This is a genomic window from Neolewinella aquimaris, assembly GCF_014197245.1.
Classification (GTDB): domain Bacteria; phylum Bacteroidota; class Bacteroidia; order Chitinophagales; family Saprospiraceae; genus Neolewinella; species Neolewinella aquimaris.
Genome location: NZ_JACIFF010000005.1, coordinates 245,709 through 265,208, shown reverse-complemented (window position 1 = coordinate 265,208; position 19,500 = coordinate 245,709). Strand labels below are relative to the sequence as shown.

The window sequence follows — 19,500 nt, the reverse complement described above, 5'->3', positions numbered from 1 at the left end:
CCCGCCCAACTTTTGTCGACGAACGGGGGCCTCTTTTCCACCGATCGGTCTCGGTTGACGGTAGTCGTTCACCTCAGCCAGCGGTAGGTTACTTTAATCAGGAAATTGTTTCTCACTTCGTCGTTGAATACGTTTCTTCCCAAACTGCGCAGTAGCCGATCGCCCGGCACTCCACTGGCCGTATTGCCCTGTGACCACACGAGGTACAACTCCGAACCCGGCCGGTACTCCCACCGCAGGACCATATTCGAACGAAATTGGATAAAGCTGAAGTCAGGATCGCTAATCTCGAAGCGCCCGTCGGGACCAAGCCTGTATATACCGGACTCCGTATCGAAGTACACTTCCTCCGGACCGAAGGAATAAAAGCGCTCCGAAAACTTGTCGGCCAGCCCCTCACCTGAGAATTGCTTGAAGTCACGGTACCGTCCCCGACTGATGAAGGGCTGTCCGTAGTACTGCACCGTGAGATCGGGCGTGAGGTTATAGTTCAGCCGCAGCGTGGTGCTGAAGGTGCGCTGATCCACCGCCCCGACGATGTATTCGGTACCCGATTCACCGTCCAGTTGCGCAACGTACTGATCGGCCCGCGCAAAGGTGGAATAGCGGGGAGAGAAATTGACCGACACCGCATCCAGTGGCTGCCACTCGACAAAAAATTCGATGGACCCCTCCACCTGATTCCCGTCGAAGGTGCGGAATTGGTAGCCCTGTGTTCCGATCGAGGCCTTCTTGCGGTTGTCCGATACGATATAGCCGAAGTACTCAAAGCCCGGGCTCTGCCGCAGGATGGGTCCGCCGCGCAGGTCGGTTTTCGATGCCCGGTAGGGAACGTAGGTGGCACCGGCACCGGCACGCATGAAGTTAGTAAAGTTGGCGTGGCTATTGGTGTTAAAGGCCTGGTTGAGCAGGTTGCCCCCGAAGTCGAAGGTGGAGTATACGTTTCCGTTGATCTGGAAGCGCCGGAAGATGGAAAAGGGCTGTTGCCACCGCCGCGCCGCCCAGCCGAAGTAGTTGATCTCGTCGGCGTTGCGCATGAAGCCGATGTCGTTGATCTCGAAGCCCGGGGACCGCCAGGTGGCCCCCGTCTCGAAGATAAAATTGCCGCCCAGGTTGCCCACTTTTAGCATACCGCTGCTGCCATTTAGTTGGGTTGCGGTACTGTCTACCCGCAGGTGATCGGCATCCGGCCGCTGGAAAAAATGCTCGAAGCCGGTCTGCGTTTGGAGGATCGCTTCCTCGCTGCCGCTAACTGACGACAGCACGGTATTGCCGGCAACGTACCACGAACGATCGTCCCAGCGGTGAGTAAAGTCGACGCCGCCGGAATAGGCCTGTCGGTGCAGAAATCCTAGCTCCGGATCGTCGCCCAAACTCCGTTGAACGCCGGTGAGAATAGCTCCTACGTAAGTATCCCCGCCCCGAAAATCCTGCTGGATGCGGCCGACCTGGAAGTTGGTCAGCGGCTCCACCACAGTTTCACTTCGCTCGCCGGCCAGGTCGATGGTAGCTACTTCGCGCTCCGTGATGCTCTCTAGCAGACCGACGGAAAGTCCCGAGGAGGTCTTACCGCTGAATTTCGCGGCGCCGAGAATGGTTGTATTACTGGGCTGATCCACGTAGTAGCTGCGGTCGGCCTCGGACGACACGAAGCGGTGCGGTCTGCCGCCGATGCGGCGCGAGTAGAACAGTTGATCGGAGGTGTGCCGGCCACCGGCTTCGGCCCGCGAGAGGTTGAAGTCGAAGATATTCTGCCCCTCCACGAAAAACGGGCGCTGCTCCCGGAAAAAAATCTGGTAGCCGTCGAGATTGAGTGCACCGGGGTCGGCCTCCACCTGTCCGAAATCAGGATTGATAGTAAGGTCGAGCGTCAGGTCATTCGTGACTCCAATGCGGGCGTCGAGGCCGGCAGATATGCGGTTGTCCGCCCCGTCAACGAAGGGATTGCCCTCCTCGGCCGGGTAGGTGGATCGCTGGGCGACGACGTATGGCTGCAACTCAACGGTGCGGCGGGGCTGGAGGTCGCGAAGACCGCGCAGTTCTCCGAAGCGGCTCACCCATCCCGAGGCGGTGCGGGAGCGGGGCTGCCAGATGCTGCGCTCGTCCATGCGGAAATCGCGGCGGGTAGACTGTATCCCCCACACCTGGTCGGTACCGGCCGAGAAGCGGATCTGGGAGAGGGGGATGCGCAGTTCGGCCGTCCAGCCGGTAGAGTCGAGTTGGGTTTTGGTTTCCCAGATGGGGTTCCAGGAGCTGTCCCAGTTGTTGCCGTCGTTGGAGACGAACTCGTCGCCCTTAACTCCGGAGGCGGAGACGGTAAATGAAAAAGCGGTTCGTTTATCGTGGTAGCTGTCGATGTTCATCTCTATCCAGTCGCCGGGAAACTGGTCGCGGCGGCCCATGCGCTGTTCGATCAACTCCGGCTGGTCATCCAGGCAGCGGTAGGCTACGTAAAGGTTACGGTCGTCGTAGAGGATTTTGAAGAAGGTCTGTTGGGTCGGCGGATCACCGGGGTTCGGCTCGAACTGCATGTAGTCGCCGCTCCACTCCACCAGGTCCCACACCGCATCGGTCGGGCTTCCATCGATGGTAGGAGCCTCGGTTGCCCGTTGGGTCTGGTAGTGCCGTTGCGGGTAGGTCTCCTGTGCTGTCGTATCCTGAGCAGCCAGCATTCCGGATAGAATAGTGAGGACCACGGTTGGTAGAAGTAGTTTCAACATGCTAGTTGGTGTGTGCGGTTAAAAAGACGAATGCCGATTTGCCGGGTTGCTTTTTTCCAAAATTTTCCGTACAGCCGTCCAACGGGGGTACCCCGTCCAACGATTCAAATGCCGGACGGGGTCACCCCGTCCGACGGCTTAAGCGGTCCGACCGCTACCCCCCACCCCGCCGCAGATACACCTTCCCGTACGGCGCCGTACACCGCAGCAGCCCATCGGTCGTTGGATTTCCGAGGGTGCCGGCGACTTGCTCGAAAAAATTTTGGTGCTCGCTCCCGTCCGGGTCGATGGCGATGTCGAAGTCGGTGAGCAGCTTGCCGTGCTCGGTAGTCAGTTCGACCTGGGTATCGGTATCCGGGGGGAGGGTGAGGTCGACGGCCCCGTAGTTGCTGTACAGGTCGATCGCCGGGGGTAGCAGGGCCTTGTCGGTGTACACCACGGTCACGGATCCGTAGGTCGCCCTTACTTCCTTTAGTTTCACCAAATCAGTAATATCAACGTTACCGTAGATCGTCTCCAGGGACACGGGCAGCCCTTGCGGGACGGTCACGATCAGGCGGGTTTCGATGTTGAGACCGTTGGTGCCGTACACCCGGTGGCCGTTGATGACGGTGGTGCCGCGCTGCATCTCCGGCTTCAGCTGCTGCTCGGTCGGTTTGGTCTCCTCCACCATCAACACCCCACCCTGGCGGGTGACCCTCAACTCGGTCAGCTCGGGGCGGGCCTTCCCGTCGATGAGAAGGATGTGCTCGACGGTCACGGCATCTCCGCTGCCGGTCGTGATTGCCACGTCGCTAAAGAGTGCCGAGAGGTGGAGGGAGGTAGCCCCTTCCAGGGCCAGGTTTTTCGTTGCCGACTGGCCATGAAGGTGGCCCGCAGCCAGCAGGAGGCTGCAAATAATTAAGCGTAGCATGGGATCAGATTTTTACTTCTTACGGATATAAAGGTTGTCGTAGGTCGCCGTCAGGGCCAGGAGCGTACCGCCGCCGTTGATGGTACCGCTCAGGGAATTGGTCACGATGTCGTCGCGGTCGCGCCGGCCCCGCCACTCGTCGCGCTCCGTTTCCGGTTTTCCGGATACCGTGTTGGACTTGATCTGGATGTCGAAGTCGGTATACATATTCCCGTAGCCGGTGGAGAGGCGCAGATCGGCCTTGGTACTGGCGGGCAGGGTCACATCGACGTCGGCGTAGGTGGAGTGTAGGCGAACCTCCTTAGTCGGTGCGGCGTCCCACTTGGCGATGATGTCGTCGTAGACGGCGTTGACGGCAACCGGACCGGTCACATTATTCAATTCGACGTGGTGGTACATCATACTTACGTCGAGCTCGCCGCTGAAGTCGCTCACCTTCAGGTCGCCCCCGCGGTGGGTCGTTTGCTCTACCGATACGGTGGCGCTGTTCGGGACGCGTACCGTGACCCCGCTGCCCTCGCCGCCGACTTGTTGTACCAGAATGCGTCCCTCCCGCTCGGTTACACTGAGGCCGAAACCAGTGTTGTCCGTGAGTCCGGACGCGCTGATCTGGCGGAGCCCGGCGGCGCGGTCGTCCACTTTCCCTTCCTTCTGGGCTTCGAGGGTCATCTCCGTGCCGGTACTTCCCACGATCGTGAGCCGGTCGATCTCCTTAAATTCGATGGTCTTGCCACCGGCGGCGATCTTGAAGTCTTGCTGGGCCCCGAGGGCGGAAGTAAGGCAAAGAAGGAATAGTATGCGTAGCATGGTTGTTGTTTCTAGATTAATTTAAAGGTTCCGAGTTCCGCTGCGTCGCGCAGCCGTCGGGGGATGCTGTCGTTGGAGATGATTTCCTCCAGGTAGGGCAGCACCCTTTTTTCGTTCAGCCCCACCAGCGTTTCCAGCAGCTGCACGCGCACGGCGGCCGGGGGGTCGCTCCCCATGGCGTCCAGCATTTCCCGGCGGGCGGCGGGGGCGTCGGCGAAGCGGCGCAGGGCATCGAGGGCGGCGAGGCGCACGTTGGTGTTTTCGTCGGTGCGGAGCAGCAGCCCCAGATTAGCGATGACCTCCGGGTCGGCGACATCGATGTCCAGGCTTACCGTTGCGGCGTGCATGCGTTGGCTACTGCGCCGGTCCTGCATCAGTTCCAGCATCAGGGTGCGGGTGGCGGCCAGTTGTCGTTCGGCATCGGATTCGGTACTGCCGAAGTACCATCCCAGGCCAAAAACCAGCAGCAACAGGGTCGCGGCAATAGACAGGAGGGCGGCGGGGCGCAGGCGCCGGGTTTGTCCGGAAGAGCGTTCGGGTTTGGTGTGAGCCGCCAGCATCTCGGCGAAGCGACGGTCGGCAGCGGCACTCGGCTGGGGGTCGGGTAGATTCGCGATTTCCTTCCGGAGTCCGCGCAGCGCTTCCATTTCTTGGTTCAGTTCGTCGTCGTTGGTCTCTTTCATGGCCGGTTGGCGTTGTGGTAGTTGGCCCGCAGTTGCTTGCAGGCGCGGTGCATGCGCACCTTGATGTTGGCCTCGGTGGTATCGAGCACCCGGGCGATATCGGCGTATTTCATGTTGCGTTGCCAGGCCAGTTCCACGACCACCCGGTAGTTTTCGGGCAGGGCGGCCAGGGCGGTGCGGCAGTCGGTGGGGGCTTCCTCCGTCGGCAGCGGAAGGTCGCCGAAATCAAAGTTTTCGTTGAGCGGCATCCTTCCCTCCAGCCGGCAGCGGTCGCGGTGGGCATTGCGGGCAATGGTGAAGGCCCAGGTCTTGAAGTTCTGCCCCGGTTTCCAGCTCGTGCGGTACTTGATGATGCGCTCGAAGGTGGTGTGCAGCAGGTCTTCGGCCGTCGCCCGGTCCCCGTTGGTCCGGTTCAGCAGGAAACCCAGCAGGGGGGACTTGTACCGCTCGTACAGTGGAGCCAGGCTTCCGAGCCGGTTGTCGGCAACCTGTTCCATCAGTGTTTCGTCGGTGAGCGTCAAGGTCCGTTGCTTGTTTCCTTCGGTAGGGGATACTCAAGTTAGGCCGGATGGTTACACGCCCGTTAAGATTTTCTTCACTTCGTTTTTAGACATTACCCTTCCGCTCCTGACCCGCCGATTCGGGAGGAATGCACATTCATCTACCCATTTCGTTTGGGGAGTCTACCAAAATTGTCTGCTATGCCTCCCACGAACCCTGCACCCGCGACCCCGCCACGAAAGAAGACTTCCACCCTGATGAAGGTGGTTTACGTGATCATTATTCTAGTGGTGCTTTCGCTGGTCCTGCAGGCCCTGGGCTTCGGCGTCATGGATCGCCGGGAAGCAGACACCCTGATCGAACGGCCGCATGCGGAGTGAGGCTTATCCCCAACCAACGCTCTCCAAACCGGGGTAGAAGGGCCAGGGGATGCCGGCCAGTATGATGAGCAGCCCGACGAGGTAGTAGATACCGATGGTCTTCCAGCCCTTGTTGAGCTCCGCCTGTCGCTTGGCCTTGCTGTAGCCGACGGTGATGAGGACGACGGCGATGAGCATCGTCCACCAGTGTACGTAGTTGTAGTACTTGGCGACGGCCGATCCGCCCCCCTCAATCGGGTCGGCGGTGATGCCGTACGGGCTCAGCCAGAGAAACAGGGCAAGGCCCAGCAGCAACTGAATGTGTACGGAGATCAGCGAAAAGAGCGCAAGCTTGTCCTTGCCCGGATACACCACTCCGGTGCGGCGACGGGAAGCGGCCCGGCCGATGGCGGCGATCAGGAGAATGAGGACCACCCAGCGGAGGCCGGAGTGAGCGTGTTGAACGGCGGTGTAGAGTACTCCCATGGTATAAGTTAGATGCGCAAGATACGGGCGCCGATTTTAATCCTGCCCGAGTAAGTAGGCGTAATCCTCAGTGCCCTCCACGTGACTGAATACGATGCGCAGTATGGCCACTACGGGAATGGCCACGATGGCACCCACCGCACCCCAAAGTACGGTGAAGGCGATGACGGCTACGATGGTGGTGAGGGGGTTAATGTCCACCTCATCCCCGACGATGAGGGGCGTGAGAATGTAACTTTCGAGCAGCTGGGCAATAGCCATAGTCACCAGTACCCCGACCATGGCCGTCGTGCCTCCCCCACCGGCCAGGGCAATGGCCAGGGCCAGTCCGCCGCCGATGATGTTGCCCAGGTAGGGAATGATGCTCAGGACGGCCGCCAGGACCGCGACCACCAGGGCGTAATCGAGACCGGAGATCAGGAAGCCGCCGGTGTAGAGCACCGACAGGATAAAGATGAGGATCAGGCGACCCTTCAGGTATTTCTGGGCGACATCGGCACTTTCGTTGATGGTCTGGTGGGTGAGGCCGCGCTTGTCGTCGGGCGCCCGGCGCAGCACGAACTCCCGCAGGCGCTCCTTCTGGGATAAAAAGAGGACGACGTACACCAAAATTAGGAGAAAATCACCGAGCGCACTCAGGGTGGAGGAAAGGATACCGGTAAGTTGGCTGCGGTCGACCGGCAGTTTGTCCATTACGCTGCCGGTGGTGTTGCTGCCGCCCGCACTACCGACGGGAAGCTGGGCCGTTTGACCATTGCCTTGTTGTTTCGCTTGGTCTTCCCCGCCGCCGCCCGGGACCATGGGAAGTTTTTCCTTCAGTTTTTCCATCTGCTCGCCGAGCCGCTGCTCGATCTGCGGCCAGTTTTCGGCGAAACGGGAGGCCTGTTTACCGACCGCAAAGAAGAGTCCGGCAAACACCAGTAGCAGCACGAACACCGCCCCGGCGATGGCGAAGCCCGGCTTCCAGCCCCAGCTGCGCAGTTTTTCGTCGATCGGATCGAGTAGTACGGCCAGCAGTCCGCCCACGGTCAGGGTGAGGAGTACCGGCTTTCCGAAGTAGAGGATGGTGACGATACCGATGACCAGGGCGAGTCGGAGAACGACGGCGACGAGTTTAGATGCGGGCATAGGTAGGTTGCTGGTTTCCCCTTTGATAGGTCGTAGGGGCGGTCACTGTTCACTCCGTTGTACTTTTGCGGCTTACCTAACCCCCGCCCCCGTGGTCGCCCAAACCTCCTTTCGCCTCACCGCCCGCCCCCGCGGGTTTCACGTTGTCACCGGCGAGATCACCCGTAACCTGCCCCCCCTGCCGGAAACCGGACTACTGCACCTGTTCATTCAGCACACCTCGGCGGCGATCACCGTTAACGAGGCCGCGGATCCGGATGTGCTGGTCGACTTCGAGTCCATCTTCAACAAGCTGGTGCCCGAGAATATGCCGTTCCTGGTGCATACCCTCGAGGGCCCCGACGACATGCCCGCCCACATCAAGGCCGCGATGATCGGCAACACCATCACCCTGCCCATCACCAACGGCCGCATCAATCTGGGGACCTGGCAGGGCATCTACCTATGTGAGTTCCGCAACCGCGCCTCAGCGCGCAGCCTCGTGGCTACGGTGTACGGATGACCGCCACTGGAAATAGCCATATATAGCCATCGCTACGTACAGGACCATCAGCAGGGCGAAGAGCACCGCACCCGACCGGAGATAAATGTAGACGTACACCGCGTCGATCACGATCCAGTAGAGCCAGTTCTCGAGCCGGCGCCAGATAAGCAGAAAGGTGGCAATGATGCTGAAGCTGGTCGTGATCGCATCGAGGTAGGTCTGGGTCGCGGTTGCAATGGCTCCCACCGCGTACCCTAACAACAGCCCCACGACAAGGCCCAGCCCGATGGTGACGGCGTGCTCACGCCAGTTCATTTGGAAAATAGCGGTTTCCGTTTCGGACGCCGGCTGAATGGCTACGGCATCGAGCATCCGGTGATCGGGTCGGGTTGCCCGGGAACGGTGCCAGCGAAACAGCCCCACTCCCGCCATTACGAAGTAAAAGCCCTGTAGCAAGGCGTCCGATACCAGGCGGTAAACGATGAACGACTGGTAAGCCCACAACAGCGCACTCACGGCCGCAAAGAACCAGCACCAGTTGTTGTCGCGCGCGGCCAGCCATACGTAGATCAGGGCCGTCCCGGTTGCGATCCATTCGACGAGCTCCGTAGCGTAGATCTGCCCGAGCAATTGTTCCATACCGGTCTAGAGCGACACGTTCATCAGTTCGACGAAGCGCGCGACCCGGGCATCGATCTGCTCGCGGTCCAGATTTTGCATCCGGCGGGTACCGAAATCTTCCACCACGAAGCTGGCCATGGCCGATCCGTAGATGACGGCCCGCTTCAGGTTTTCGAAGCTCAGGTCGTCGGTGGCGGCCAGGTAGCCGACCAGTCCGCCCGCGAAGGTGTCGCCGGCTCCGGTTGGGTCAACGACCTTGGCCAGCAGCAGGGCGGGGGCGTAGAAGACTTTGTCCTCTTCGAATAGTAGGGCGCCGTGCTCTCCTTTTTTGATGATGAGGATCTTAGGGCCCATTTCCACGATCTTCGCCGCGGCGGTGAGGAGACTCAGTTCGCCGCTGAGTTGACGGGCTTCCTCGTCGTTGATGATGAGGACGTCGATGCGCTTGAGCACTTCTTTGAGGTCGTCGAGGGCGACGTCCATCCAGAAGTTCATCGTATCCAGCGCGATCAGTTTAGGGCGGTGGGCCATTTGGTCGATGACCCGCGACTGTACGGAGGGGGTCAGGTTACCGAGCATCACGTAGTCGGTGTTGCGGTAGGATTCCGGGACTTTAGGATCGAAGTCGGCCAGTACGTTCAGCTGGGTATCGAGGGTGTCGCGGCCCATCATATCGTCGTGGTAGCGACCGGCCCAGTAGAAGGATTTGCCGTCGGGAATCACCTCCACGCCCTCCAGGTCGGCACCGCGCCGCTCGAGGTCGGCCAGGAACGCGTCGTTGTAATCGCCGCCGATCACGGAGACCAGTTGCACGGGTTGCGCGAAGTAGGTTGCCGCCATGGCGATATAGGTGCAACTGCCCGCCTCGATCTGTTTCACCTCTCCGAAGGGGGTATAGACATCATCGTAGGCTAGGGTTCCGACTGCGAGCAGACTCATATTTTATTTTTTTGGGGCGACAAAGATTGCAAAATAAAGCGGGACAGCGTAAATTTGCGTCCGCTTAGGCAGCCACCGTGGTTGTTTAGTGCGCACTGCCTCAGTAGCTCAGTTGGTTAGAGCGGCGGACTGTTAATCCGTAGGTCAAAGGTTCGAGCCCTTTCTGAGGCGCATTTCCCGGGGGGACGCAAAGTTTTGCGTCCCCCCGCTCTTTTTATCCCACCACCCCGCCTTCCCGCAACCGATCCAGGTACTGCCGCACACCGTGGTGGCTCACGGTACGTCCACGGAAGAACTCGGCGGTTTGCCGGCGTTCCGGTGGACTGGCCTGCAGGCTGGAGAGGATATTTTGCAGGTGCATTTTCATGTGTCCCTGTTGTATGCCGGTGGTAACGAGGCTGCGCAGGGCAGCGAAATTCTGGGCCAGCCCGGTAGCTGCGGCGATGCACATCAGCTCTTCCGCCCCGGGCCGTCCGAGGATGTCGAGGGCCAGATCGGCCAGGGGATGCAGGCGGGTGAGGCCGCCGACGGTGCCGAGGGACAACGGGACGGTGAGTTCGAAGTGGAAGACCTCATCTTCGATCCGGCAGCGGCTCAGCGAACGGTAGCGGCCGGTTTCGGCGGCAAAGGCATGGGCGGCGGATTCCACGGCCCGAAAGTCGTTGCCCGTCGCCAGTACCACGGCATCGATGCCGTTCATGATGCCCTTGTTGTGGGTGACGGCCCGGTGGGTGTCTTCATGGGCAATGGCAACGGCCAGTCGGAACCGGCGCACGAAGTCCGCGGCATCCACTCCCGAACCGGGTATATTCATCGCCTCGATCGGGCAGCTTACCGCGGCCCTCACCACACAGTTGGGGGTGTGGTTGCTGAGGATGGCCATAATGACTTCCAGCTCACGCTCCGCTTCGTGGAGGGCGGTGCTGGTGGCCGACCACACTTCGAGTTCGGTGGCGTAAGCTTCCAGGACGGTATTGATAAAGTTGGCGCCCATGCTATCGCCGGTTCCGAAGCGAACGAGCAGCTGGTAGCACTGGGGATCGACATTGGGTAAGTGCTTCCAGGTGATGCCACGTACGCCGCCGCCCCGGGCTTCCATGCGGTCGGTAATGCCTGCGGTAGCTCCGTGCAGTCGCGCTTCGAGCTCGGGAAGCAGGGCGGCCCGGCGATCGGGGTGCCCGGCCCAGCGAAAGTGAAGCTGCCCCAGTTTTTCGGTGGCCACTACCTCGGCCCGGAAACCGCCGCGGGTAAGCCAGTACTTGGCCGAACTGCTGGCGGCGGCCACCACGCTGCTTTCTTCCGTGACCATGGGCACGGCGTATGCCGTGCCGTTGATCAAAAAGTTGGGGGCCACTCCGAAGGGAAGCGGAAAGCTGGCGACCGTGTTCTCGCTGAAGTTGTCGAAAACCTGTTGCAAGTCCTCGCTGGCCGCCTCAAAGTGCCGGAACTCGGCGTGGGTCCTACCGGGCAGGAACTTTTCGAGCAACCACTCCCGACGCTGCCGCTTGTCTAGCTTACTGAACCCGTTGATCCGTCCGTTATTCTGTATTTTCTCGGCCACTGCGTGGGAGGTGTATGGTGTTTAGCGCCGCGGGTGAAGATAGGCTTTAGCGAGCTCGAGACCCCGGATCTGACTGGCAACGTAGCGGTGTAAGCTATCGTAATCTTCCCGGGCGTGCCGCAAAAAGGCCGAGGCCTGGCCGTAGATGGCGGGCAAGGTCGCAATTTCGGTAAGGTAGTATCCGTCGAGAAACCCCTGCACCCCACCGCTGACGATGAGGTTCTGGCACCGTACGGTCAGGGTGTCGTCCATGGTGAGACCATTGATCTGCCGGACCATCTCGGTGGCCGAATGTCCCGCACGCACCAATCCGCCGTAGGCTGACCGGGCCAGGTCATCCGAACGGAAAAGTTCCAGCTTGCTAAAGTTCGTCCCCCCGTTGGCGGCCGTGTCGAGGGCGAGCAGCGGAAGTTCCAGCAATGCGCGCAGGCTGGCCGGCCCCATCCCCTGCCCCACTTCCTTGACGATGAGGGGCAATTCCGGGAGCTCCTCGATGAGGGTGCGGATCGTGACGATGGGAGCAACCGTAAACCGGTCCCCTTCGGGTTGTAGCCATTCCTGAAGCGGATTGACGTGCACGATGAGGCCGTCGAGGTCCAGCGCATCGATCAGTTGGGGTATCATGCCCAACTGTCCCTGATCGATCAGGTGTTGTACCTGGGCGGCACCTAGGTTGCCGAAGATGGGTACTCCGGAGCCGGCTACGGGCCGCACGTTAAAGTCGCGGTAGCGGTGGTCGTCGTACAGCAGGCTACGGCAGGATCCCAGGCCCATGCCCAGTCCGAACTCCCCGACTGCCCGGGCCAAGTTGTGGTTGATGGTGAATGCCTTTTCGGTGCCGCCGGTCATGCTGCTTACCCACAGGGGGGCACGCATGGTGTGGTCGCCCCAATTGATCGGGGGAAGGCTTCCGGTGGCCGGATGCGCCGCCAGCAGGGGTTCGTAATCGAAACGATCGTCCAGGGTACCGTGGTCGACCTGGGAATCAAACGCCAACTCGATGTGGTCTTCCTTCCGGCCGGGGGCCGTAGGGTCGTTGGACACCGCACCGGGCAACTGAACGGGAGAGGGTTCGGACATACACAAGCCAACGTAAGGCAAAAAGAATGGTTTAGCCAAAAAAAAGGGAGTGCCGAATCGGCACTCCCTCTAAAAACGGTCTTTCCAAAAAGCAAACACTTGACAAAATTCTTTACTTCGCCTCCCTAAACCGGGAGGGTACTTATTTCCTTAGGAGTAAGTGCTCATGTCTAACTTTTGAACTCACTTACTGATGAAATCATCCATCCTCGTTCCCGTCATTCTGATCGTCTGCCTGTTGGCCCTCGCTCTGTTGATTTCTCAGGCCTTTACTGCAACGCGGGATACGAAGTCCCAAGATACCAACACTTTAGGCGCAAAGCCAAATGCATCCGGGACGGATTCCGCGACTTTCTATGACATCCAAGCGGCCGGCGAAACCGATGACGAGCACATGTTTGAAGAACTCTCTCCGGCCACGGAAGCCGATTCCTCCAATTCATCCCCCGAAAATGCTGCATTCTCGGAGGAAGGCCGGTTTCTGGTCATCGCCGGAACCTTCCGTCAGGTCATCAACGCCCGTGCTAGGGTCAACGACCTCAAAAGAGCTGGATTTTCTGCGACGGAAATGGCAAAATTCGACCGGGGTACCTACGCCGTGGCACTGGTGGGTCGGTCGCACGATTACGCCGAAGCTAATCAGATGGCCGAGCGCGTTCGCACGGCCGGTTTCGAAGCACGGGTTTACCGTAAAAGGTAACTGGAAGTTGGTTCAGCCCTGGTAGGCGAGCATTCCTCCTTCCAGGTTCCTTACGTTCTTAAATCCGGACTGACGCAGCAACTCCTGCGCCATCGCCGAACGCTTGCCACTGCGGCAGTAGACGATGATCTCCTGGTCGCGGTAAGGCGTAAGCTTGTCCATTGACATGCTTAGTTGGCCAAGGGGCACGTGAATGCCACCCACGTTAAACTCCGCACGCTCGTAGTCTTCGCGTACATCGAGCAATACGTAATCCTGCTTCCCTTCGGTCTCCCTTTTCTTTAGCTCCTCTATGGTTGCTTCCATTGTCGGTTTGGTTACTTCTTAAAGGGTGATCCAACAACAAAGACGCCGGAATAGATTAACGCCTGACAATCTTATGACGGCTAGTGCGTGCTCCGATTCGGCACTCAAGCAGGTAAACGCCGGATAGAAGGGTCGCCATATTTACGACTGTCGAACCTCTGTCCGCCCTTACCAGTTGTCCGCTGGCCGCAAAGAGGCGGTAGCTGAGGTCTGCAATATTTACCGTTTCCAGCGGTCGAATGTTCAGTGTTTCACTGGTCGGATTGGGGAAAACGTCAAAAATGTGTGTGATGACGTCAATTTTCTCGGTGGAGGTGGGACGTACCTCCGCCCCCGCCAGTAGGGGTCGGATCATGATGGCTCCCCGCGTTGCCCCGCCCAGCTCCTGCCAGCCGGCCCCCGCATCGAAAAACTGTACGCCGACGGGCTGGTTGTTGCGGTCGAATCCCACCGGCAACGACCGATTGGCTACGGGCTGTCGCCACCCCACGTAAAAATCTCCCACACCAAGTTCTACGGCCTCCTCCAGCGCATAACTGGTGAACGCCTGTAGGGAGTCGCGGTAGTAATCCTCAGCGTAGAGCACCGGCGCCTCGGTGGAGTACAGCAACTCCCCCGGCATCCCTTCCTCGCCGGCACCGTAGACCACGAAGTTGATGTTCTGATCGCCGAGCCCGCCCAGACCCCGCGGAATGCGCAGGCGGATACCGGTAAGCTGATCGGCGACGTAGGCCGTGTACCGCTGCACGATAACGTTACCGCTCTGCCCCTCAATGGCTACCTCCGCACTCCCGTCGTCGTAGGCAAAGTAATCGTCCAGCACCGTGAGTTCGCTCGCGCGATTGTTGCGCACGATGCCCGGGGCGAAGGCGGCATCCTCGGTGGCAACGGTAAGGTCGTAGGTGGTCAACAGGCGGTAGTCTTCTTCCGGATCGAGCCCGAAGAGAAAGGCGCGAATCTGCTGGTAAGTCGGCAGTTGCTCGAAGGTGGCCCGCCGCACCTCGGCGGAGGCGGGGGCAATGCCGTTGTCCTGACCGAAGTAACTGGAAGGCAGCAAACCGGCCTCCGAAGAAAATGCGGGCTCCCCAAGGTTCTCCACCCGGTAAGTCGATGCGGTCACCGGCGTAACGTCCGCCCGGTGGTTCCAGAGCTTCAGGTAGATCGAATCGGCAAGCAACACCTGCCCGGCGGCCTGCAGGTGGCGTACCGGCAAACTGGTGTACGGAGCTACCAGCCGGAAGGGTGCCTCGACCAGAGCCAGGTCCTGGGTGATTAAGGAAGTGGAGGTATTGCTGAGTTTTACGTAATCGAGGTGCCAGTTGTCCACGGCCCCGTACTCCGTACTCAGGTTCAGAAAGCGAAACTGGAAACCGTCGTACTGGTACTCGGTCGCTACGTCGATGAGGTATCCCGTGAAGGGGTTGATCACGGTATTGGATTCGGTGGTCGGACGTCCACTCACGGCAAATACCGTATTCCACTCGCCGCTCGGATCGAGAAACTGGACCAAAAAGCTGTCCTGTACCTCGGGCCGGTTACCGAGGCCCTTTGGCTGGAGGTAAAACGACAGGACCGTACCCGACTTCCCCGCCAGGTTTACCGAACTGGAGGTAAGATAATCCCGCGGCTGGGCCACCCGGTTGCTGCCGCCGGTGTACGACTGGCCGTTAAAGTCGATCGCGTCGAAGGTTGCCACGCCGATCGACGGGGGCAGGACGCCGTAGTTGCGGTTGATCAGCACGTCCTCATCTTGCCACAATGCTACTTCCGGCCGCACTCCTGCATAGGAGAAATCATCGAAAAAGGGCAGCTCTACGGAAGGCCGGTCGACCGTGAGGCTGGTGCGGTACGTGTCGCACAATCCGTATTCGTTGCACACCCTGACGCAGACTTCATCCGTCCCCCCGTAATTGGACGCTTCGTACACAAAGCTGTTTCCCTGCCCGAAGGCCCGGGTAAAGTAGCTCAACTGACTCCGTCCGCCGTAGTCGTTCCCCGCGCAACCGGCGATCGTACGGCAGACCGCTCCTCCCGGTAGCTCGTCTAAAGGCACGGTAACGGTATCGTTTGCGCCGGGCTGGATCAGCCGGTTTCCCAGTTCGATCGTGCGGCCAGGTCGCTGAACTAGTATGACTAACTGTACCGTATCCGAACAAACACCGCCGGGGGAACACACGTACAGGCCCAGGGTATCGAGCCCCTGCTGTACGTCCGCGTTTGGGGTGTACAGTACCGTGTCGCCACTCAGGGTAGCCGTGCCGTAGCGGGCGGTAGCGCAGCCGGTGCAGCGGTAGTCGGTCAGGTCACTTCCGAGGCCGACGGTATCCAGGTCGATCTTGATGGTTCCCTGCTCCCCGGCGACAATTCGTTCGATGCCCTCCAGGTCGGGCTCGCCGCAGACCGCCCGGGCGGAAACTACGGGGCTGCGGTGCGGATCGTGGAGTTGCGGCTGTTCCATCAGCGGCACGATGCGCTGGGCGGTAAGGCCCTGCAGGCCCACCAGTAGGAGGATGGGGAGTAGGTAAGACTTCATAGGTGTTTGTTAGCCAAGGTTCAAACGAGGGCCGCGTCCATTAATTACTCACATCCATCCGGTGGAGTGTCGCTCAGCACCAGGTTGACCTTTGCTCCCGTTTCCAGTACCGTACCCGCCACCGGTTCGGTGCCGGTGATGTAGGCCTGGTAGCGGTCGGTGAAATCTCCCGACACCCGGCCGATCACCAGTTGGCTGCCGGTAATGGCAAACTCCGCGGTGCCGTACTGCTGGCAGCGGTAATCGGGCAGCGTCACTTTTCCTCCCTTTCGCTGGGTGATCACGAAGTCGATCGTGCTACCCATCGGCACCCTCACGCCCTCGCGCAGGTCCTCATCGGTGATCTTGCGGTCGTCGTAGTACAGGTACAGAATGGTCCCGTCTTCCTGCTTTGCGTCAAACTCCCGTTCCCGAACGCGGTACTTGATGTTCTTCACCTTCAGCAGACGCACGTACTGGTTGTAGTCGTAATTGCCCACCAGACTCGGGAGCACTACGTCGGGGGCGTCTTCGCTGAGGACGGTAAGGTAGACCGTGCGGTTGTTCTTTACGCGACTGCCTACCCGGGGTTGTTGTTGCACAACCAGACCGGCCGGTTTTGCCGGATCGAAGGCGCCGATCGTCACGTCGATATTCAAGCCCTCCTGTTCCGCGACCCGTCGGGCCTCATCGATCTGCATTCCCTCGAAGGTGGGGATGACCATGCTTTCCCCGTGGTTGGTGTAGAGGTTGAGCCCCGTTTTCAGCAGCAGGAAGAGGACCGTAAGCAACAGCAGGGCGGCACCGATGTTTTTGAGCCAGAGGAGGGCGGCGGCGGATCGTTCGGGCGGGTCCGCAGGTGCCGTGTAAGTCGGGGAAGCAGCCAACACGGTGGGTGCAGCCTCCGGTACGTAAGCCCAGCGCCGGCGCAGTCTTTCTTTCGCAAAATCGAGGATCGCCGCGATGAACTGATAGGGCTGGTAACCCGCAATGGCGGCCTGGTGAAAAATGGCCGTGGCGGGCGTCATTCCGGGCAGGCTGTTGACCTCGATGACGATGGTCTCCACCCTTCCGTCCTCAAATACCCGCACGAAGGCATCGATGCGGCAGTAGCCTTCTACCTTTAGCAGGCGGGCGGCCCGTTCCAGGTCGTGCTTCACCCGGGAGGCCACGTGATCGTAGCTGTACTTCGTGGTCGCTAATCGGGCCGGAGTAAGGTTTTGCCCCTCGCCGGCCAGGAATTTTTCCTCCAAACTCAGCACTTCGCCACCGGCAAGGGCCTCGCTGGGTTCGAACACCTCGTAGCGCAACTCGCCGTCGCCGTCGTAGTGGGTCAGCATACCTCCGGTGATCTCCAGAAACTTCTCGGCACCCGCGGCGGTAATGGCCGCTTCGAAGAGGATGGACGATTTGCCGAGGGGCCACTCTTCCTTGCTGCCTAATTTTAGGGTCTTGCGGGCCTGTCGCTCGCGATTGCCGCCGGGCTGGAAGGTGAGCTGACAGTAAGCAACCAGCTCTTCCCGCCGCCGGATGAGCTTGACGGCCGAGCTGCATCCGTCGTCTACCGGTTTTGCGATCAGGGGATAAGCGAAACGCTGCTCCACGCGATCGTAAAAGGCTTCGGCGTTAAGCAGAAAATCTTCCCGCAGTGCGAGCCACTGCTCGGTGACCGGCAGGCCGCCGGCGCGCAGTACGTTGAGGGTTTCGTGCTTGTCGATGGTGATGGCCGAGGTTTCCGGTCCGGAGCCGTTGTAGGGCAGTCCGAGCCGGTCTAGTTTTTGTTGTACCTGCCCATCCTCTCCGGGCCGTCCGTGGAGGGCGATGAAGACGGCATCGGCAACTTGCGGCAACTCCGCGAGCGGCAAATGCACCGGCTTGAAAACTACGTCGGGGTCGGCATAGCGGTCGGTAATGGTGGCGCAGGACCTGCGGATCTCCGCAATGGCGGGGTGTTCCCGTGCGTGGACCAATTTATCGTGGATGTCGTCGGCATTGTCCTTCAGCAGGAGGTTGATCGGCAGCTGGTACAGTACGAAATCCTCGTCCGCCTGCTCCGTGTCGATGGGGGAGGTCAGGAAAACCGGGAGGGGCCGGTAGGTTTCGCTGGAACTCAGCTTTTCGTAGATGTTCCGGCCGCTTTCTACGCTGATGTGGCGCTCAAAGCTCGTCCCACCCAGCAGCACGGCGACCCGTTGCTTTGCTCCCGCGCTTGCCCGCAATTCGTCTAAGTCGCGATCCAGAAGGGCCATCAGGTCGTCGGCCTCCCGTTCCTGCAGACTGGTGCGGATGATGTAGGTGAGGAACTGGGAGGGGCTGAGGCCGATCTCGGCCGCCTGGTGAAAGAAGAACGACGAGGGCATCATGCCGCTGGTCGTATTGGGGTCGTTGAGGTAAATGGTGCCCTCCGGCGTGTAAAAACCGTCGATGCGGGCGTAGACCGCGAAGCCGAGCTCCGTGAACAGCCGTTCCGTTTCCCGACGGATCTCGTCGATGGCCGCCGCCGGGAGATCGATGGGGGTGACCTTGCGGCTGCGTCCCGGCAGGTACTTGCTGCGGTAGTCGAAAAGCTCGCCCTCGTACTTGACGATTTCGGTGGGAGGCAAAGCCACTACCCCACCGTCGGGCTTACGCAGCACGATGGTCGAAAACTCCTTGCCGCTGATAAAACCTTCCACGATGACGCGTTCCTCATTCTGGTGGCCCTCCAGCACGATCAGGGGGGAACCGGACGCGTCGGCAACCGCCGCTTCCAGATAGTCGTGCAGTTCGTCGGGGGTGTAGAGGGTGAGCCGATGATCGCCGCGCTGCACGTCCATGGGATAGGCAATGCCGTCGCGTAGGTCACTGACGTGGCGGACGTACTCGATGCGGTCGGCCGGGCTGCGGTCGGCGTAGTCCTGCAACAATAGGTTTTCGCGGAAGAAGGCGGCACTGACGGCGCGCTCGAACCCGGCGAGACCTTCCTCTTCCTGCAGAATGTACACCCCGATGCTGCTACCCTGCCGGGCCGGACGGATGACCATAGGCCAGCCGATTCGCTCCACGGAGGACTGGTAAAATTCGTCGATGGGGCTATCGGCAAACGCCTCCCGTTCGATGACCAGAATGGGTGGGGAGGGATAACCGGCGGCCGCCATGAGTTCCTTCTGGAGGGCTTTGTCCATGCCGATCTCGCTGGCGCGTACGCCGCTGCCGGTGTAGGGGATGCCGGCGTATTCCAGTTCACGCTGCAATTGACCGTCTTCCCCGTACTCGCCGTGGAGGGCCAGAAAGGCCAGGTCGATGAGTTCGGGCAGTTCTTCCCGCCGGATGCGGCGACCTACGTGGTCCCCCATTTCGTTGATGGCCAGTTCGTCCTGTGGCCCCATACTTTCCTGGTACACCTGAAATCCGTGGGCGCTGGCGGGGGCCAGGGCGACGGGAGGAAAGAAGTCGCGGATGCTGCCCCGGTAGAGGTATTCCCAGTCCAGCAGGTGCCAACGCCGGAAGCTGTCGACGAAAATCGGGACGGGCTCGAAGAGGGACTTATCGAGGTTGTCGTACACGGTACGCCCCCCGGCGAAGGAAATTTCGCGCTCCCGGGAGGGACCGCCGAAGAAGATACCTACTTTGATACTCATACGCTGGTTTAAACGATGGCCCGCGGAGGTGCCGTACAAGCGGCGAAGTTAAAGTAAATACGCGGGTGCGTCCCGGCTTC

17 protein-coding genes and 1 tRNA gene are annotated in these 19,500 nt (G+C 60.3%); 4 read left to right on the top strand and 14 right to left on the bottom strand.

What is annotated here, in order from left to right; genetic code table 11:
* Nucleotides 1-68: 68 nt before the first annotated feature.
* The 5 genes from GGR28_RS11265 to GGR28_RS11245 all read right to left on the bottom strand — a co-directional run bounded on the left by GGR28_RS11265 (nt 69) and on the right by GGR28_RS11245 (nt 5,644).
* Nucleotides 69-2,720, bottom strand: coding sequence for a DUF5916 domain-containing protein (locus GGR28_RS11265; RefSeq protein ID WP_183495886.1), 2,652 nt, complete (start codon nt 2,718-2,720; stop codon nt 69-71).
* 154 nt (nt 2,721-2,874) lie between these two features.
* On the bottom strand, nt 2,875-3,633 hold the full coding sequence (locus GGR28_RS11260) for a DUF4097 family beta strand repeat-containing protein (RefSeq protein WP_183495885.1): 759 nt from the start codon (nt 3,631-3,633) through the stop codon (nt 2,875-2,877).
* Between the two features lie 12 nt (nt 3,634-3,645).
* On the bottom strand, nt 3,646-4,440 hold the full coding sequence (locus GGR28_RS11255) for a DUF4097 family beta strand repeat-containing protein (protein ID WP_183495884.1): 795 nt from the start codon (nt 4,438-4,440) through the stop codon (nt 3,646-3,648).
* An 11-nt stretch (nt 4,441-4,451) separates the two neighbouring features.
* Nucleotides 4,452-5,123 (bottom strand): HEAT repeat domain-containing protein, encoded by a 672-nt coding sequence (locus GGR28_RS11250; RefSeq protein WP_183495883.1) that lies wholly within the window; start codon nt 5,121-5,123, stop codon nt 4,452-4,454.
* A complete protein-coding gene (locus tag GGR28_RS11245; RefSeq protein WP_183495882.1) occupies nt 5,120-5,644 on the bottom strand; it encodes an RNA polymerase sigma factor in 525 nt (174 codons plus the stop codon). The genes GGR28_RS11250 and GGR28_RS11245 overlap by 4 nt, the downstream gene beginning before the upstream one ends.
* Before the next feature lie 180 nt (nt 5,645-5,824).
* Here GGR28_RS11245 and GGR28_RS11240 point away from each other — a divergent pair, with 180 nt between their 5' ends.
* The gene (locus GGR28_RS11240) at nt 5,825-6,004 is read left to right on the top strand and encodes a hypothetical protein (RefSeq protein WP_183495881.1); all 180 of its coding nucleotides are present in this window, start codon (nt 5,825-5,827) and stop codon (nt 6,002-6,004) included.
* Nucleotides 6,005-6,007: 3 nt separating this feature from the next.
* On the opposite strand, the gene GGR28_RS11235 is transcribed toward GGR28_RS11240, so the two are convergent.
* Both GGR28_RS11235 and GGR28_RS11230 read right to left on the bottom strand, forming a co-directional pair.
* On the bottom strand, nt 6,008-6,469 hold the full coding sequence (locus tag GGR28_RS11235; RefSeq protein WP_183495880.1) for a cytochrome B: 462 nt from the start codon (nt 6,467-6,469) through the stop codon (nt 6,008-6,010).
* 36 nt (nt 6,470-6,505) lie between these two features.
* Nucleotides 6,506-7,597: an AI-2E family transporter gene (locus GGR28_RS11230; protein WP_183495879.1), complete on the bottom strand. Its 1,092-nt coding sequence runs from the start codon at nt 7,595-7,597 to the stop codon at nt 6,506-6,508.
* 91 nt (nt 7,598-7,688) lie between these two features.
* On the opposite strand from GGR28_RS11230, the gene GGR28_RS11225 reads away from it, so the two are divergent.
* Nucleotides 7,689-8,099, top strand: a complete 411-nt coding sequence (locus GGR28_RS11225; RefSeq protein WP_183495878.1) for a secondary thiamine-phosphate synthase enzyme YjbQ — start codon at nt 7,689-7,691, stop codon at nt 8,097-8,099.
* On the opposite strand, the gene pnuC is transcribed toward GGR28_RS11225, so the two are convergent.
* Both pnuC and GGR28_RS11215 read right to left on the bottom strand, forming a co-directional pair.
* Nucleotides 8,064-8,720, bottom strand: a complete 657-nt coding sequence (gene pnuC, locus GGR28_RS11220) for a nicotinamide riboside transporter PnuC (RefSeq protein ID WP_183495877.1) — start codon at nt 8,718-8,720, stop codon at nt 8,064-8,066. The genes GGR28_RS11225 and pnuC overlap by 36 nt on opposite strands.
* A gap of 6 nt (nt 8,721-8,726) precedes the next feature.
* Nucleotides 8,727-9,641, bottom strand: coding sequence for a PfkB family carbohydrate kinase (locus tag GGR28_RS11215; RefSeq protein WP_183495876.1), 915 nt, complete (start codon nt 9,639-9,641; stop codon nt 8,727-8,729).
* Between the two features lie 97 nt (nt 9,642-9,738).
* Between GGR28_RS11215 and GGR28_RS11210 the strand changes: the two genes are divergently transcribed.
* Nucleotides 9,739-9,812 (top strand) — tRNA-Asn (locus GGR28_RS11210).
* Between the two features lie 43 nt (nt 9,813-9,855).
* Here GGR28_RS11210 and GGR28_RS11205 read toward each other — a convergent pair.
* Both GGR28_RS11205 and GGR28_RS11200 read right to left on the bottom strand, forming a co-directional pair.
* Nucleotides 9,856-11,202 (bottom strand): hydroxymethylglutaryl-CoA reductase, encoded by a 1,347-nt coding sequence (locus GGR28_RS11205; protein WP_319936722.1) that lies wholly within the window; start codon nt 11,200-11,202, stop codon nt 9,856-9,858.
* A 21-nt stretch (nt 11,203-11,223) separates the two neighbouring features.
* On the bottom strand, nt 11,224-12,282 hold the full coding sequence (locus tag GGR28_RS11200; protein ID WP_183495875.1) for a beta/alpha barrel domain-containing protein: 1,059 nt from the start codon (nt 12,280-12,282) through the stop codon (nt 11,224-11,226).
* Nucleotides 12,283-12,475: 193 nt separating this feature from the next.
* Here GGR28_RS11200 and GGR28_RS11195 point away from each other — a divergent pair, with 193 nt between their 5' ends.
* Nucleotides 12,476-12,982, top strand: a complete 507-nt coding sequence (locus GGR28_RS11195; protein WP_183495874.1) for an SPOR domain-containing protein — start codon at nt 12,476-12,478, stop codon at nt 12,980-12,982.
* A gap of 12 nt (nt 12,983-12,994) precedes the next feature.
* On the opposite strand, the gene GGR28_RS11190 is transcribed toward GGR28_RS11195, so the two are convergent.
* From GGR28_RS11190 to GGR28_RS11180, 3 genes are read right to left on the bottom strand one after another with little or no spacing between them, the layout of a single operon-like run.
* Nucleotides 12,995-13,288, bottom strand: coding sequence for a rhodanese-like domain-containing protein (locus GGR28_RS11190; RefSeq protein WP_183495873.1), 294 nt, complete (start codon nt 13,286-13,288; stop codon nt 12,995-12,997).
* A gap of 55 nt (nt 13,289-13,343) precedes the next feature.
* The gene (locus GGR28_RS11185; protein ID WP_183495872.1) at nt 13,344-15,821 is read right to left on the bottom strand and encodes a T9SS type A sorting domain-containing protein; all 2,478 of its coding nucleotides are present in this window, start codon (nt 15,819-15,821) and stop codon (nt 13,344-13,346) included.
* Between the two features lie 44 nt (nt 15,822-15,865).
* On the bottom strand, nt 15,866-19,420 hold the full coding sequence (locus GGR28_RS11180; protein WP_183495871.1) for a PASTA domain-containing protein: 3,555 nt from the start codon (nt 19,418-19,420) through the stop codon (nt 15,866-15,868).
* Nucleotides 19,421-19,500: the final 80 nt, after the last annotated feature.

Bases quoted from the DNA above. Each gene is read 5' to 3' on its own strand.
- GGR28_RS11265 (WP_183495886.1), bottom strand. From the start codon at position 2,720: ATGTTGAAACTACTTCTACCAACCGTGGTCCTCACTATTCTATCCGGA.
- GGR28_RS11260 (WP_183495885.1), bottom strand. From the start codon at position 3,633: ATGCTACGCTTAATTATTTGCAGCCTCCTGCTGGCTGCGGGCCACCTT.
- GGR28_RS11255 (WP_183495884.1), bottom strand. From the start codon at position 4,440: ATGCTACGCATACTATTCCTTCTTTGCCTTACTTCCGCCCTCGGGGCC.
- GGR28_RS11250 (WP_183495883.1), bottom strand. From the start codon at position 5,123: ATGAAAGAGACCAACGACGACGAACTGAACCAAGAAATGGAAGCGCTG.
- GGR28_RS11240 (WP_183495881.1), top strand. From the start codon at position 5,825: ATGCCTCCCACGAACCCTGCACCCGCGACCCCGCCACGAAAGAAGACT.
- GGR28_RS11235 (WP_183495880.1), bottom strand. From the start codon at position 6,469: ATGGGAGTACTCTACACCGCCGTTCAACACGCTCACTCCGGCCTCCGC.
- GGR28_RS11230 (WP_183495879.1), bottom strand. From the start codon at position 7,597: ATGCCCGCATCTAAACTCGTCGCCGTCGTTCTCCGACTCGCCCTGGTC.
- pnuC (WP_183495877.1), bottom strand. From the start codon at position 8,720: ATGGAACAATTGCTCGGGCAGATCTACGCTACGGAGCTCGTCGAATGG.
- GGR28_RS11215 (WP_183495876.1), bottom strand. From the start codon at position 9,641: ATGAGTCTGCTCGCAGTCGGAACCCTAGCCTACGATGATGTCTATACC.
- GGR28_RS11200 (WP_183495875.1), bottom strand. From the start codon at position 12,282: ATGTCCGAACCCTCTCCCGTTCAGTTGCCCGGTGCGGTGTCCAACGAC.
- GGR28_RS11195 (WP_183495874.1), top strand. From the start codon at position 12,476: ATGAAATCATCCATCCTCGTTCCCGTCATTCTGATCGTCTGCCTGTTG.
- GGR28_RS11190 (WP_183495873.1), bottom strand. From the start codon at position 13,288: ATGGAAGCAACCATAGAGGAGCTAAAGAAAAGGGAGACCGAAGGGAAG.
- GGR28_RS11185 (WP_183495872.1), bottom strand. From the start codon at position 15,821: ATGAAGTCTTACCTACTCCCCATCCTCCTACTGGTGGGCCTGCAGGGC.
- GGR28_RS11180 (WP_183495871.1), bottom strand. From the start codon at position 19,420: ATGAGTATCAAAGTAGGTATCTTCTTCGGCGGTCCCTCCCGGGAGCGC.